This window comes from Telluria sp. GW821-FHT07G12 (assembly GCF_059418525.1).
On sequence record NZ_JBWKQA010000005.1, the window covers coordinates 154,109 to 167,085 of the forward strand.

The window sequence follows — 12,977 nt, forward strand, 5'->3', positions numbered from 1 at the left end:
AAAGCCGCATTGTAGGAGCGCCGCGCGGGCGCCCCAACTGGAAGATCCGACAGGTAGGCGTCAGCCGGGGTTCAGCTTTCTCCGCGCTGCTTCGCCACCGCTTCCGCCAGGCGCGCCGCCGCCTGCTGGGCCGAGGGCAGCTGCGAGAAGCGTCCCAGCACTTCGCGCGCCAGGTCGGCCGATTCGGCGCGCTGCTTGGCCTCGGCCTGCAGCGCGTCGATCTGTTCGCGCAGCGCGCCCAGTTCCGCCACCTGCTCTTCCTGGCGGCCGGCTTCGAGCTCCACCAGGCGGCGCTTGGCCTCCGCCATTTCCTGGGTCGCCTGCAGGGATTTGCGCTGCATGTCGGCAGCCTGCTGGGCGTGTTCCAGCAGCGCGCGCTGGGCCTCGCGCTTGTCGAGCGCCGCCTGGGCCGCAGCCTGCTCGGCCAGCTCACGCATCTTCGCCAGCTGGGCGCGTTCTTCCTCGGCCTTGGCGCGCGCTTCGGCGGCGGCGACCGCCGCGTGCTCCGAGGCGATGCGCGCCGCGGCGGCTTCGTTGGCGCGGGCATCGAGCGCGGCCTGCTGGCGCTGGGCGCTCAGCTTCTGCTCGAGCAGCAGCAGGGCTTCGCGGGCGGCGTCGGCGCCCAGTTGCTCGGCGGCCAGCAGCTCTTCCGCCAGGGCGTGTTGGCGCTGTTCGGCGGCGGCCCGCTCGGCCTGTGCGCGCGCCAGCTCGGCGGCTTGCGCGGCGGCGGCCTCGGCGCGCTGCGCGGCCCCTTGCGCGTCGCGCTGCTGCGCGGCGGCGATCGCCTGCTCGTGCTCGGCCCGGCGCGCCGCTTCGGCGACGGCCTGGCGCTGGGCATCGGCCGCTTCCTGGCGCGCGGCCAAGCTGCGCTGTTCCTGCTCGGCCTGGGCGCGCAGCAGGGCTTCCTGTTCCTGTTCGGCAGCGATGCGGGCCTCGGCGGCGGCCGCCAACGCGCGCTCGGCCTCCTGACGCTGTTCCAATGCCGTCAGCGCTTCCTGCTCCAGGCGCAGGCGTTCGCGCTCGGCGTCGAGCAGCGCCTCGGCTTCCTGGGCGCGGCGTTCGGCCAGGCGCGCCGCTTCCAGCTGCATCTGCGCCTGCTCGGCCTCATGTGCGATGCGCGCCTGTTCGGCCGCGTTCTCCGCTGCGCGCGCCTGCGCCGCGGCGGCTGCCTGGGCCGCGCGTTCTTCGGCCAATGCGCGTTCGCGCTGCTGCTGCTCGTTTTCCAGTGCTGCCGCTTCCGCCGCCTGGCGGTCGGCCTCGGCGCGGCGGCGCGCCTGTTCGGCGGCGAGGCGCTCGGCGTCCAGGCGGGCCTGGGCCTGGGCGGCTTCCTCTTCCTCGGCCTGGGCGCGCGCCAGAGCGACTTCGCGCAGCTTGCGGTCGGCCTCGATGCGGGCTTCGGTGGCGGCCAGGATCCGGCCTTCGGCTTCCCGGCGTGCGGCCAGGGCGGCGACGGCCATCTCTTCCAGGCGCTCGCGGTGGACGGCGGCGTCGCGCAATTCCTTCTCGGTCTGCAGGCGCATGCGCAGCGATTGCGCGGCGGTGCGTTCGAATTCGGCCTGGGCCAGGGCGATCGCCTCGCGCTCCTGCTCGATGTGGGCCAGCGCCCTCGCCTCTTCCAGCGCCCTGGCCTCTGCGGCGGCGCGCGCAAAGCTGGAGGCCAGCGCGACCTGGTCGGCGCGTTCGCGCTGCAGCGCCAGTTCCAGCGCCTCGGCTTCGGCCTCGGCCAGCTTCTCGGCAGTCTGGCGCGCGGCCTTCTCGGCGCGCTCGCGTTCGCGCGCCAGGATCGCGACCCTGGCATCGGCGCTGGCGCTATGGCTGACTTCCTCGCGCGCCGCGTGCACGGCGGCGACCCGCTCGGCGGCCTGCAGGCGCGCCTGTTCGGAGTGCTGCGCCAGTTCGTCGGCCTGGCGCGCGGCATGTTCCGCCAGCTCGGCGTCGGCGCGAGCCTGCTCTTCGGCGCGGCGGCGCGCCTCTTCCTGGGCCCGTGCGCGCGACTCGGCGTCCAGGCGGATCTGGGTGTCGGTTTCCACGCGAGCGCGCAGCTCGGCGGTTTCCTGGCGCATCGCTTCCAGGCGCTCGGCCGCGGCCCTGGCGGCGGCGCGCAGGGTGTCGATGCGGTCGCGGTTGGCCTCGATCGCCTCTTCCGAGGCCTGGGCATTGGCCAGCGCAGCGGCGGCGGCTTCGGCGTCGATCGCCGCGCGCTCCTCGGCCAGGCCGCGGGCGCGCGCCTCGGCATGCGCGCGGTTCTCGGCGGCGACCGCCGCCTTGGCCTCGGCCTCGACCCGCGCGATGCCTTCCTTGATCGCGCGCTGTTCCAGATGCTCGCGCTGCGGTTCGATGCCGGGTGCCGCATGCTCGTGGGATGCGGGCATCAGATCGATCGTGAAATCGGCGTCGTCGTTGTGGTCGGAATGGTCGGTCATGGCTTTTCGAGGGCGGACTAGGGCTTAGCGTGATTATGCGTCACGGCTGGAAAACCTGTCACGCCGAACACAGCGGCGATTGCCTGCCAATTCAGAAGATCAAACCGGCCACAGCGGCGGCTCATCCATTAAAGCCACCTGCTCGCGTAATTCCAGAATACGATCCTGCCAGTAGCGCTGGGTATTGAACCAGGGGAAGGCCGCGGGAAAGGCCGGGTCGTCCCAGCGCATCGCCAGCCAGGCCGAATAGTGGATCAGGCGCAGGGTGCGCAGTGCTTCGACCAGGTAGAGCTGGCGCGGGTCGAATTCGCAAAAGTCTTCGTAGCCGGCCAGCACGTCGCCCAGCTGGCGCACCATCTCCTGGCGCTCGCCGGACAGCAGCATCCACAGGTCCTGCACGGCCGGGCCCATGCGGCTGTCGTCGAAGTCGACGAAGTGCGGACCATCGCCGGTCCACAGCACGTTGCCGGCGTGGCAATCGCCGTGCAGGCGCAGCAGCGGCAGCGCACCGGCACGGTCGAAGCAGCGCGCCACGCCGTCCAGCGCCTGATCCAGCACGCTGGCATAGGCGGTCAGCAGCTCATCCGGGATGAAACCGTGGCCCAGCAGCCAGGCACGCGGCTCGCGGCCGAAGGTGTCGAGGTTCAGCGCCGGGCGCTGCTCGAAGGGCTTGATGGCGCCGACCGCGTGGATGCGGCCGATGAAGCGCCCTATCCATTCCAGCACCTTGGGATCCGACAACTCCGGCGCCCGGCCGCCGCGGCTGGGGAAGACGGCGAAGCGGAAGCCGCCGAATTCATGCAGCGTGCGGCCCTCAAGCACCCGCGCCGGCACCACCGGCACCTCGGCCTCGGCCAGTTCCTCGGTGAAGGCGTGCTCCTCGAGGATGGCGGCATCGCTCCAGCGCTCGGGGCGGTAGAACTTGACCACCACCGGCTGGCCCTCCTCGCGGCCGACCCGGTAGACCCGGTTTTCGTAGCTGTTCAAGGCCAGCAGGCGGCCGTCGCCGCGCAGGCCGACGCTGTCGACCGCGTCCAGCACCATCAGCGGATCGAGGCGTGAAAAAGGATGTGTTGCCGTTTGATCTTCCATGCCGCCATTGTAAGGCCGGCGGCAGGTGGGCGCACCCCATGCTCAATTCTGACGAATTTATGCGCAAAATCGCTCTATTTTTTCTTATATGCATCGAATTCGAGGTAAATCTGCCGGTTCTACCAAAGATTGTGGTCGTAATGTGTGTGGACGTACCGAGAGTTTGCGCGCTGCGGGTTGTCATGTGGTCTACGCCAATCTGGAGAACACGATGATCAAGAATGCCCTCCCGCTGACCGCCCTTGCCGCCGCCCTCGCCTGCCATGGCGCCCTGGCCCAGGACGCAGCCCAGCCGCCCAAGGCCGAAGCCCATATGCAGAAGGTGCTGGACGCCCTCAAGTCCTTAAACGGCAAGCCGATCGAGACGCTGAGCCCAGAAGAGGCGCGCAAGCAGCCGACACCCGCGGACGCGGTCAAGAAAGTGCTGGCCGAGGAGAAGAAGAGCACGGCGCCGGAACCGGGCGTGACGGTCAAGGACATGACGGTGCCGGTCGAGGGCGGCAGCGTGCCCATGCACATCTTCACGCCCGAGGGCAAGGGCCCGTTCCCGGTCATGGTCTACTACCACGGCGGCGGCTTCGTGATCGCCGACACCAAGGTCTACGAGGCCTCGCCGCGCGCGCTGGCCAAGATGGCCAAGGCGATCATGGTCGCGGTCGACTACCGCCAGGCCCCTGAACACAAGTTCCCGACCGCGCCCAACGATGCCTACGCGGCCTACCTCTGGACTACCCAGCACGCGAAGGAATTCAACGGCGACCCGGCGCGCGTGGCGGTCGGCGGCGAATCCGCCGGCGGCAACCTGGCCACCGTGGTCTCGATGATGGCGCGCGATAAGAAAGCGCAGATGCCGGTGCACCAGCTGTTGGTCTACCCGGTGGTCGACAACGACATGAACAACGCCTCCTACCAGCGCAACGCCAATGCCAAGCCGCTCAACAAGGCGATGATGGCCTGGTTCTTCAAGCACTACCAGGGCGATCCGAAGAACCCGTATGCGCTGCCGATGAAGGCCGCATCGCTGAAGGGCCTGCCGCCGGCCACCATCGTCGCCGCCGAAATCGACCCGCTACTCAGCGAAGGCAAGGCCTATGCCGACAAGCTCAAGAAGGATGGTGTCAAAGTCGACTACAAGGAATACAGCGGCGTGACCCATGAATTCTTCGGCATGGGCGCGGTGGTGCCGAAGGCGAAGGACGCCGAGCAGTACGCGGCCGATGCGCTGAACAAGGCCTTCGACGCCAAGCATTGACAGGGAAGCACGCAGCGACACAGGTTTTCCGTTTGCGCGCTGATGGCCCGAGCAGGCTATCAGCGCGCTTTTTTATGCCGGTCCGGCGGCGCAGGCGGTACACTGGCGCCTTCAACGAATGGAAAGACGCATCAACATGGACCTCGAACAACCCCTCACCGACAAAGAATTCGACGATCTCGACAACTTCCTGCTGTCCGAACGCAGCCCGGAAGGCGCGATGACGATGGACACCCTGCACGGCTACCTGACCGCGGTCGCGATCGGCCCGGAAACCATCATGCCGGCCGAGTGGCTGCCGCGCGTCTGGGGCGAAGAAGGCGCCGCGCCTAAGTGGAAGAACCCGAAGGAAGAGCAGCGCATCGTCAACCTGATCATGCGTTTCATGAACGAAGTGCTGATCACCTTCGAGGTCGCGCCCAAGGACTTCGAACCGCTCTACGTCGAACACGAAGTCGACGGCGAGACCCTGATCGACGCCGAAGCCTGGTGCTGGGGCTTCTGGGAAGGCATGGACCTGCACCCCGGCTCCTGGGACGAAATCTGGGAGTCGGAAGCCGGCCCCATGATGCGCCCGATCTACCTGCTGGGCGCCGACGAAATCGAGGAAAGCGAGCTGGCCGAAGTCGAGGACCCGCGCCTTGCCCACAAGCTGGCGCTGGAGATCGAAGCCAACCTGCCCGCCATCCACCGCTACTGGCTGCCGCGCCGCAAGGCCGCGGTCGAGACCGTGCGCCGCGAGGAGCCGAAGGTCGGCCGCAACGACGACTGCCCCTGCGGCAGCGGCAAGAAATTCAAGAAGTGCTGCGGCGCCGAGCAGGCCTGAGCTTTCCCTTGACCTCCACCCTGCCCGTCATCACCGGATGCAGGGTGCAGAGGTAGTCGAAATCCTCCCCCTGGCGCAGCACGTGGCGCCAGCTCTGCCCCGGCTTCAGCTCGCCCGACCTGATGCCCGCCGCTGCCGCGCTGACGTTGTGGACGAAGATGTCCTGGTTCACCCAGGTGATCGTATCGCCGGGTTTCACAGCCACCAGCTTCGGCGAAAAGGCCATGTCCTTGATGACGATACGGTGATCGGCCGCGCCGGCATCGAGGGCCGCGGCCAACAGGCACACGCCTAGCGCCAGGGCTTTCATTTCATCTGCGCCTGCATGTGCTTCGCATGCTCGAGGTGGGCGGCGATGGCCAGCCGCACCTTGGCCAGCAGCGCCTTCAGCTCCGTGTTCGACGCGCTCGGAAGCAGGGTCTTGTCGATCGCATCGAGCACGGTCTCGTGGTAGCTCACCTCGTTGTCGACATAGGCTTTGTCGAAGGCGGCGCCGGACAGTCCCTTCAGCTTGTCGCGGGTCGCCGCGCCGCCTTGAGTCAGCGATTTGCTGGTGTCGTTTTCTTCCGGCGTCACGTGCAGCTTCGTCACCAGCGCCACCGCCTGCTTGTTGACGCCCGAGTGGTCGGCCACCATGCGCTCGGCGAAGGCGCGCACCTCCTTGTTCTTCGTCTTCGATTCGGCCAGCTTGCCGGCCTCGATGTCGACCGTGTTGGCGACGACGACGATGGCGGCGATCTGCGCATCGTTGGGGTTGGCGGCGTGGGCGGCGTTCAGGCTTGCTGCGGCCAGCAGGGCGAGCAGGATCCGGGTCTTTTTCATGGCAGTCTCCATTTGGTTTGGGATGTGAAGCGTGCCATTCGATGCAGCAAACCCTACTCGCGTTCCCGGAGCCGTTCCATGACCTTCATGACGATGCGCGTGCAGCGCTCGCCGTCGAAGCCGAAGGCATCTTCGAGCGCGAAGTCGAGCTCGCGCGCCAATGCCTCGCGCAGCATGGCGCGCGCACGGAAGTAGCGGCTACGCACCGTGGCATCGGGGATGCCGAGCACCCTGGCGGTCTCCTCGACGCTGAGCTCCTCGACCGCGCGCAGGATGAACACGGTGCGGAAGACTTCCGGCAGGCCGTCGATCTTGGATTCGATCAGGCCGCGGGCCTGGGTGCGCTGGAACGCCAGCTCCGGCTGCTGCGACGACGCGGCGGGCCCGGGTTCGCGCATCACTGCCATCTCGTCCGTCAGCGGCTCGGCGCCGAGTGCGATGACCTCGGCCATCCGCCCCGAACTGCGGCGCCGCATCAGGTCGGCGAAGGCCACCTGCTCGCCGTCCACCACGCGCTGGCGGAGGCGGCGTCCGTTTCATTCTCGAGTGCAGCTTGCATCAGGGTCTCCTCGGTGATCGTGCCGATTAGATGCACATTGCGCGCCGGACGTTTCCAAAATTCGGGGTCAGAGCACTTTATTTCGACCTACGCCTATGAAGATGGCCCGAAAAAGTGTTCTGACCCCGAATTAAATCCGAATGTATTAGGAAGATTCCATGAGCCGGCCTTCGAACAGCGCCGCCAGCAGATCGGAGTGGCTGACCACGCCAACGAAGATGCCGCGAGCGTCCACCACCGGAATATGGTGCAGGCCGCGGTTGGTCATCAGCGGCACCAGTTCCGCGATCGGGTCGTCGGCGCTCACGGTCTTGACGTGGCGCTGCATGATCTCGACCACCCTGGCCGGGCGCTCGCCGCGCAGGCCGAACAGGTGGCCGACCAGCCCGCGCAGTTTTTCGCCCAGGGTCTGGTAATCGTCCAGCCCCAGGTGGTGCAGGAAGTCGTTCTGGCCGACCACGCCGACCACGTGCCCCGCCTTGTCCAGCACCGGCAGCGCGTGCAGGGCATGGCGGCGCAGCAGGGTCCACGCCTCCGCCAGCGGCATCCCCGGCCGCACCGTCACCGCATCCTTGGCCATGATGGCGCCGCAGGTGATGACGCCGAAGCGGCGCCCGTAGGCCTGGGCTTCGGTCTCGAGCAGGATCTCTTCCAGGTCGTCGCGGCTGATGTCCAGCACCTGGCCGTAGCGCGCCAGCGCGGCGTCCAGGTCTTCCTTGGTGAAGCCGATGCGCGCGGTGGGCACCGGGTCGCGCGTGGCGTGCACGTTGTTCAGGATCGACTGCTGGGTGTGCGGATAGCGCCGGCCAGTGAGATTGTTGAAGACCAGCGCCACCAGCACGATCAGGGCCGAATTCAGGCACACCGGCATGAAGGCGAAGCCGAAGCCGGCCGCGTGCACGGCCGGGCCGCCCAGCACCGTGGTCAGCGCCACCGCGCCGCTCGGCGGGTGCAGGCAGCGCAGCAGGAACATCACCAGGATCGCCAGCGAACCGGCCAGCGGCGCCGCCAGCAACGGGTTGCCGATCGCCTTGGCGCAGGCAATGCCGACCAGCGCCGAGATGGTATTCCCGCCGATGACGGACCAGGGCTGGGCCAGCGGGCTGGCCGGCACGCAGAACAGCAGCACGGCCGAAGCACCCATCGGCGCCACCAGAGCCAGCGGCAGGGTCGCCGTGCCCAGCAGGTGCATGCTGAGGCCGGCGGTGAGCAGCAGGCCGACGAGGGCGCCTGCCACGGCCCGCATCCGTTCGTGGCGCGGGACGGTATTACGTTGCGGGACGAAGGCGCGCAACCAGTTCAATGCGTAATCCAAGATGACACTTCTTCGAAAAATACATCACGATATGATATATTATTCGGCTTCTTTCTGCCAGTGACCGCCTTGTGAAGCCCATCGCCAAGTCCGATTTCGCCGCCCTCTCCGAATTCCGCTACCAGATGCGGCGCTATGAACACTTCTCCGAAAACGCCGTGCAGGCGGAGGGCATCACGCCCCTGCAGTACCTGCTGCTCCTGCACATCAAGGGCTTCAAGGGCCGCGAGTGGGCGACCATCGGCGAACTGGCCGAGCGCCTGCAGGCCAAGCAGCACGGCGTGGTCGCACTGGTAACGCGCTGCGAGGAAGCCGGCCTGGTCGAGCGGCGCGCCAATCTCGATGACCGGCGCCGCGTCGAAGTCCACCTGCTGCCGCCCGGCGAAGCCATCCTCACCCGCCTGGCCGAAATCCACCGCGCCGAACTGCGCGCCCTGCAAGGCGTCTTCACGATTCCCAACCTGCCTTGACGCCCATATCCATCCCGGATCACAAGCTTCGCGCGGGGCTGCGCAAGCTTCAGCGTCTTGCTGAACAATCATGTACGATAAGCAATACGCACACTTGCGCAACCCTATTTATCTTGAGGATAAGAAGATGATGCATCCGCTCAAGCGCACCCTGTTTGCCGTCGCCGCCGCTGCGACGCTGGTATCCGCTGCCCACGCCGCCGCACCGATGGTCAAGAGCCCGGCCCCCGGCTTCTTCCGCGTGATGGTGGGCGACATCGAAGTCACCCCGATCAGCGACGGCACCGTCGACCTGCCGGTCGATCAGCTGCTGCGCCAGAAGCCCGAGCAGACCAAGTCGACGCTGGACAAGAACTTCCTGAAGCTGCCGCTGGAAACCTCGGACAACGCCTTCCTGATCAATACCGGCAGCAAGCTGGTATTGGTCGACACCGGCGCCGGCGCCCTGTTCGGCCCGACCCTGGGCAAATTCGTGCAGAACCTGAAAGCGGCGGGCTACCAGCCGGAGCAGATCGACGAGATCTACATCACCCACATGCACGGCGACCACGTCGGCGGCCTGACCCACGACGGCAAGCGCGTCTTCCCGAACGCCGTGGTCCGCGCCGGCAAGGCGGACGCCGATTTCTGGCTGAGCCAGGCGAACATGGACAAGGCCCCGACCGACAAGAAAGGCTTCTTCCAGGGCGCGATGGCCTCGATCAACCCCTACGTCCAGGCCGGCAAGTTCAAGGCCATCGAAGGCAATGGCGAGCTGGTGCCGGGCGTCTCGGCGGTGGCGGAACATGGCCATACCCCGGGCCACACCACCTATGTGGTCGAGAGCAAGGGCCAGAAGCTGGTGCTGATCGGCGACCTGATTCACGTGGCGGCCGTGCAGATGGATAACCCGCAGGTGACGATCGGCTTCGACAGCGACGAGAAGGCCGCTGCCGCCGCGCGCAAGAAAGTGTTCGACGAAGCGGCCAAGAACGGCTCCCTGGTCGGCGGCGCCCACCTGCAATTCCCCGGCCTGGGCCACCTGCAGACCCAGGGCAAGGGCTACCGCTGGGTGCCGGTCAACTACACCCAGATGCGCTGACCTAGTTGTTCGTGACGGCGGCCAGGATCGCCGCCAGCTTGTCCAGGTCGACCGGCTTGACCATGTGGTGGTCGAAGCCGGCTTCCAGGGCGGCGCGGCGGTCCTGGTCCTGCCCGTAGCCGGTGATCGCCACCAGCAGCGCCGATTTGGTGCAGGGTTCGAGACGCAGCCTGCGTGCCAGTTCATTGCCGTCCATCTCGGGCAGGCCGATGTCCAGCAGCCCCACGTCGGGGCACTCCTTCTTCGCCAGCTCCAGGGCGCGCAGCGAATCGTTCTCCACCATCACCTCGTAGCCGCAGGCTTCCAGCAGCATGGACAGCGTGGCCGCGGCGTCGACGTTGTCGTCCACCACCAGCACCCGCAGTGGGCGCGCTTGTCCCGCCTGCGCGCTTGCCGTCAGCTCGTCGGTGCTGCGCGACAGCGGCTGCATCAGCGGCAGCGTGACGGTAAAGGTGCTGCCCTGGCCCGGCCCAGGACTATCGCAGACCACGACGCCGCCGTGCAGCTCGACCAGGTTCTTGACCAGCGCCAGCCCCAATCCCAGCCCGCCCTGCGAGCGGTCGGAGGATCGCTGGGCCTGGGAGAACAGTTCGAACACCCGGCCCGTCAACTCCTGCTCCATGCCGATCCCGTCGTCGCGCACGGACAGCACCAGGCTGTCGCCGCCGGTATCGGCCCTGGCCTCGACCGCGATGCGGCGCTCCTCGGGCGTGTACTTGGCGGCGTTGTTGAGCAGGTTGGCCAGCACCTGCACCAGGCGCGCCTTGTCGCCGAGGACGGTGGCCTCGGGCTCGACCAGGGTCACCTGCAGGTGCTGGCGGCGCGCCTCGAACAGCGGGCGCACCTGCTCGATGGCTTCGTCGACGATGGTGCGGGCCGACACCGGCGCGCGCGCCAGCGTCACCAGCCCGCGCGTGACGCGCGAGACGTCCAGCAGATCGTCCACCAGGCTGGTCATGTGCCTGACCTGGCGCCCGATGATGGCGCTGCTCTGGCGCACACGCTGCTCGTCGAGGCGGCCGATTTTTAGAAGATCGGCGGCGGCGCTGATCGGCGCCAGCGGGTTGCGCAGCTCGTGCGCCAGCATGGCGAGGAATTCGTCCTTGCGCTGGTCGGCCGCGTGCAGCTTTTCCTCGGACAGCTTGCGTTCGGTGATGTCGAGGAAGAAGGCGACGATGCCGCCGTCGCGGGCTGGATAGGCGCGCACCTCGAACCAGGCGCCGCTGGCGCCGGGGCCCAGGTGCTGGAATTCCGCCCGGGCCGGAACCCGCGTGGCCATCACCTGGTGGTACATCCGTCCTGCCGGCGTGTCCAGTGCTTCGGGCCACACCTCCCAGTGGTGGCGCCCTTGCACGTCGGCCCGGATACGGTTGGTGAGGCGCAGGCCTTCGTCGTTCACCTGCAGCACGGTCCAGTCGGCGGCGATCAGGACGAAGCCCTCGGCGATCGAATCGAGGATCAGCTGGCCGCGGTCGCGCTCTTCGCGCAGGGCCTCGTTGGCGCGCGCCAGGTCGACCGCGGTCCACAGGCGCTCGGCCATGCTGCGCGCCAGCGCGATCTCGGCCTCGCTCCAGCGGTGCGGCTGTTCGTGCCCCAGCGCGAGGAAGGCCAGCAGGCGCCCGGACTTCACCAGCGGCACCAGCAGGCTGGAGCTCACGCCCATCGCCGACAGGTAGGCCTGCTGGTAGCGCATGGTGCGCGGGTCCTGGCGGACGTCGGTGATGGCGATGACCTCGCCCGCGCGTCCGCGCGCCGCCACGTCCTCGCCGAAGGCTGCGATCGAGAAGGTCTTGCCCGACAGGGTCGAGCTCCCGCTGGCGGTCCAGTCGCGCGGTACGTAGAAAGTGCCGCGCTCCTCGTCGACTTCGCCGTACATGACGTGCCCGGCGCCCAGCTCGCGGCCCAGCAGGTCGCTGGCGGTGGCGATCGCTTCCTCGCTGGACGTGAGCGGCCGCAGCGCGTCGGCCAGCGCCAGCTCGAAGGCGGCGCGGCGCTCGGCCTCGACGCGGGCAGTGGTCTCGATGCAGGTGCAGTACACGCCCATCACCCTGCCCTGGCCGTCGTGCAAGGGCGAGTAGGAGAAGGTGAAGTAGGTCTGCTCGAGATAGCCCTTGCGCTCCATCGCCAGCGGCATGTCCTCGAAATAGGAGGACTGGTCGGCCATGGCGCGTGCGGCGATCGGCCCCAGGTCGGCCCAGATCTCGGCCCAGACGTGCTGGAATTGCTCGCCGAAGGCGGCCGGGTGCTTGTCGCCGAGGACGGGGATGTAGGCGTCGTTGTACAGGAAGACCTGCTGGGGGCCCCAGACGACGAACATCGGGAAGGTCGAGCTGAGGACCATCGACACGGCCGTTGCCAGCTCGGGCGGCCACGCTGCCGGCAGGCCCAGCGGAGAAGAATGCCAGTCGCGGGCGCCAAGGAGGCGCCGCGTCTCGCTGTCGCCGAGCCCGGCGGTTATGCGCAGAATGTCAGCCATAATGGAATTATTCCACATTTCGTGCGGAATAATTCACAATTTCCATGCTGCACTGCGCAGCGGGCGTTTTTATAGCTTAATGAAGTGCTCGCGGTAATAGCGCAGCTCTTCGATCGACTCGACGATGTCGGCCAGCGCGGTGTGTTTCTGGGCTTTCTTGAAGCCCGAGGCCAGTTCCGGCTTCCAGCGGCGGCACAGTTCCTTCAGCGTCGACACGTCCAGGTTGCGGTAGTGGAAGAAGGCTTCCAGCTTCGGCATGCCGCGCGCCATGAAGCGGCGGTCCTGGCAGATCGAGTTGCCGCACATCGGCGATTTGTTGGCCGGCACCCACTGTTTCAGGAAGGCGATCAGCTGTTCTTCGGCCTGGGCTTCGTTCACGGTCGAGGCTTTGACGCGATCGATCAGGCCCGATTTGCCGTGGGTGCCCTTGTTCCAGTTGTCCATCTTGTCCAGGGTTTCGTCGCTCTGGTGGATGGCGAACACGGGGCCTTCGGCCAGGATGTTCAGCTCGGCGTCGGTGACGACGACGGCTACTTCGATGATGCGGTCGTTGTCCGGATCGAGGCCGGTCATTTCCATGTCGAGCCAGACGAGGTTCATATCGTTCGGGCGAGGCGTTGCGGTCGGGGTTTGGGTTTCGTTGGCTTGTGACATAATCTGT

12 protein-coding genes are annotated in these 12,977 nt (G+C 67.4%); 4 read left to right on the forward strand and 8 right to left on the reverse strand.

All coding sequences use genetic code 11. The annotated features are described in order from the left end of the window. Window positions 1–71 precede the first annotated feature (71 nt). Window positions 72–2,423 (reverse strand): hypothetical protein, encoded by a 2,352-nt coding sequence (locus tag AC07PE_RS19315; RefSeq protein WP_498767418.1) that lies wholly within the window; start codon window positions 2,421–2,423, stop codon window positions 72–74. A gap of 99 nt (window positions 2,424–2,522) precedes the next feature. After that, window positions 2,523–3,515: a serine/threonine protein kinase gene (locus tag AC07PE_RS19320; RefSeq protein ID WP_498767420.1), complete on the reverse strand. Its 993-nt coding sequence runs from the start codon at window positions 3,513–3,515 to the stop codon at window positions 2,523–2,525. 211 nt (window positions 3,516–3,726) lie between these two features. Between AC07PE_RS19320 and AC07PE_RS19325 the strand changes: the two genes are divergently transcribed. Next, window positions 3,727–4,767: an alpha/beta hydrolase gene (locus AC07PE_RS19325; RefSeq protein WP_498767422.1), complete on the forward strand. Its 1,041-nt coding sequence runs from the start codon at window positions 3,727–3,729 to the stop codon at window positions 4,765–4,767. 136 nt (window positions 4,768–4,903) lie between these two features. Continuing rightward, a complete protein-coding gene (locus AC07PE_RS19330) occupies window positions 4,904–5,593 on the forward strand; it encodes a UPF0149 family protein (RefSeq protein ID WP_498767980.1) in 690 nt (229 codons plus the stop codon). On the opposite strand, the gene AC07PE_RS19335 is transcribed toward AC07PE_RS19330, so the two are convergent. The 4 genes from AC07PE_RS19335 to AC07PE_RS19350 form a co-directional block, all read right to left on the reverse strand. Next, the gene (locus AC07PE_RS19335) at window positions 5,562–5,903 is read right to left on the reverse strand and encodes a cupredoxin domain-containing protein (protein ID WP_498767424.1); all 342 of its coding nucleotides are present in this window, start codon (window positions 5,901–5,903) and stop codon (window positions 5,562–5,564) included. The two genes, AC07PE_RS19330 and AC07PE_RS19335, sit on opposite strands and share 32 nt — an antisense overlap. Continuing rightward, window positions 5,900–6,415, reverse strand: a complete 516-nt coding sequence (locus AC07PE_RS19340) for a DUF4142 domain-containing protein (RefSeq protein ID WP_498767427.1) — start codon at window positions 6,413–6,415, stop codon at window positions 5,900–5,902. The genes AC07PE_RS19335 and AC07PE_RS19340 overlap by 4 nt, the downstream gene beginning before the upstream one ends. Before the next feature lie 53 nt (window positions 6,416–6,468). Then, window positions 6,469–6,891: a sigma-70 family RNA polymerase sigma factor gene (locus tag AC07PE_RS19345; protein ID WP_498767429.1), complete on the reverse strand. Its 423-nt coding sequence runs from the start codon at window positions 6,889–6,891 to the stop codon at window positions 6,469–6,471. A 228-nt stretch (window positions 6,892–7,119) separates the two neighbouring features. Then, window positions 7,120–8,289: an HPP family protein gene (locus tag AC07PE_RS19350; protein ID WP_498767431.1), complete on the reverse strand. Its 1,170-nt coding sequence runs from the start codon at window positions 8,287–8,289 to the stop codon at window positions 7,120–7,122. Between the two features lie 125 nt (window positions 8,290–8,414). Here AC07PE_RS19350 and AC07PE_RS19355 point away from each other — a divergent pair, with 125 nt between their 5' ends. Then, window positions 8,415–8,759, forward strand: coding sequence for a MarR family winged helix-turn-helix transcriptional regulator (locus AC07PE_RS19355; protein ID WP_498767982.1), 345 nt, complete (start codon window positions 8,415–8,417; stop codon window positions 8,757–8,759). Window positions 8,760–8,889: 130 nt separating this feature from the next. Next, complete coding sequence (locus tag AC07PE_RS19360) at window positions 8,890–9,840, forward strand: MBL fold metallo-hydrolase (protein WP_498767984.1); 951 nt, start codon at window positions 8,890–8,892, stop codon at window positions 9,838–9,840. Window position 9,841: 1 nt separating this feature from the next. Here the strand turns inward: AC07PE_RS19360 and AC07PE_RS19365 are convergent, their stop codons facing one another. Then, entirely contained in the window at window positions 9,842–12,316 is a 2,475-nt protein-coding gene (locus tag AC07PE_RS19365; RefSeq protein WP_498767433.1) for a hybrid sensor histidine kinase/response regulator, read from the reverse strand. Between the two features lie 69 nt (window positions 12,317–12,385). Beyond that, window positions 12,386–12,970, reverse strand: coding sequence for an oligoribonuclease (gene orn, locus AC07PE_RS19370; RefSeq protein ID WP_498767435.1), 585 nt, complete (start codon window positions 12,968–12,970; stop codon window positions 12,386–12,388). Window positions 12,971–12,977: the final 7 nt, after the last annotated feature.

What these genes read in the sequence shown, in the direction of transcription:
- AC07PE_RS19315 (WP_498767418.1), bottom strand. Translation starts at nt 2,423, where the DNA reads ATGACCGACCATTCCGACCACAACGACGACGCCGATTTCACGATCGAT.
- AC07PE_RS19320 (WP_498767420.1), bottom strand. Translation starts at nt 3,515, where the DNA reads ATGGAAGATCAAACGGCAACACATCCTTTTTCACGCCTCGATCCGCTG.
- AC07PE_RS19325 (WP_498767422.1), top strand. Translation starts at nt 3,727, where the DNA reads ATGATCAAGAATGCCCTCCCGCTGACCGCCCTTGCCGCCGCCCTCGCC.
- AC07PE_RS19330 (WP_498767980.1), top strand. Translation starts at nt 4,904, where the DNA reads ATGGACCTCGAACAACCCCTCACCGACAAAGAATTCGACGATCTCGAC.
- AC07PE_RS19335 (WP_498767424.1), bottom strand. Translation starts at nt 5,903, where the DNA reads ATGAAAGCCCTGGCGCTAGGCGTGTGCCTGTTGGCCGCGGCCCTCGAT.
- AC07PE_RS19340 (WP_498767427.1), bottom strand. Translation starts at nt 6,415, where the DNA reads ATGAAAAAGACCCGGATCCTGCTCGCCCTGCTGGCCGCAGCAAGCCTG.
- AC07PE_RS19345 (WP_498767429.1), bottom strand. Translation starts at nt 6,891, where the DNA reads ATGCGGCGCCGCAGTTCGGGGCGGATGGCCGAGGTCATCGCACTCGGC.
- AC07PE_RS19355 (WP_498767982.1), top strand. Translation starts at nt 8,415, where the DNA reads ATGCGGCGCTATGAACACTTCTCCGAAAACGCCGTGCAGGCGGAGGGC.
- AC07PE_RS19360 (WP_498767984.1), top strand. Translation starts at nt 8,890, where the DNA reads ATGCATCCGCTCAAGCGCACCCTGTTTGCCGTCGCCGCCGCTGCGACG.
- AC07PE_RS19365 (WP_498767433.1), bottom strand. Translation starts at nt 12,316, where the DNA reads ATGGCTGACATTCTGCGCATAACCGCCGGGCTCGGCGACAGCGAGACG.
- orn (WP_498767435.1), bottom strand. Translation starts at nt 12,970, where the DNA reads ATGTCACAAGCCAACGAAACCCAAACCCCGACCGCAACGCCTCGCCCG.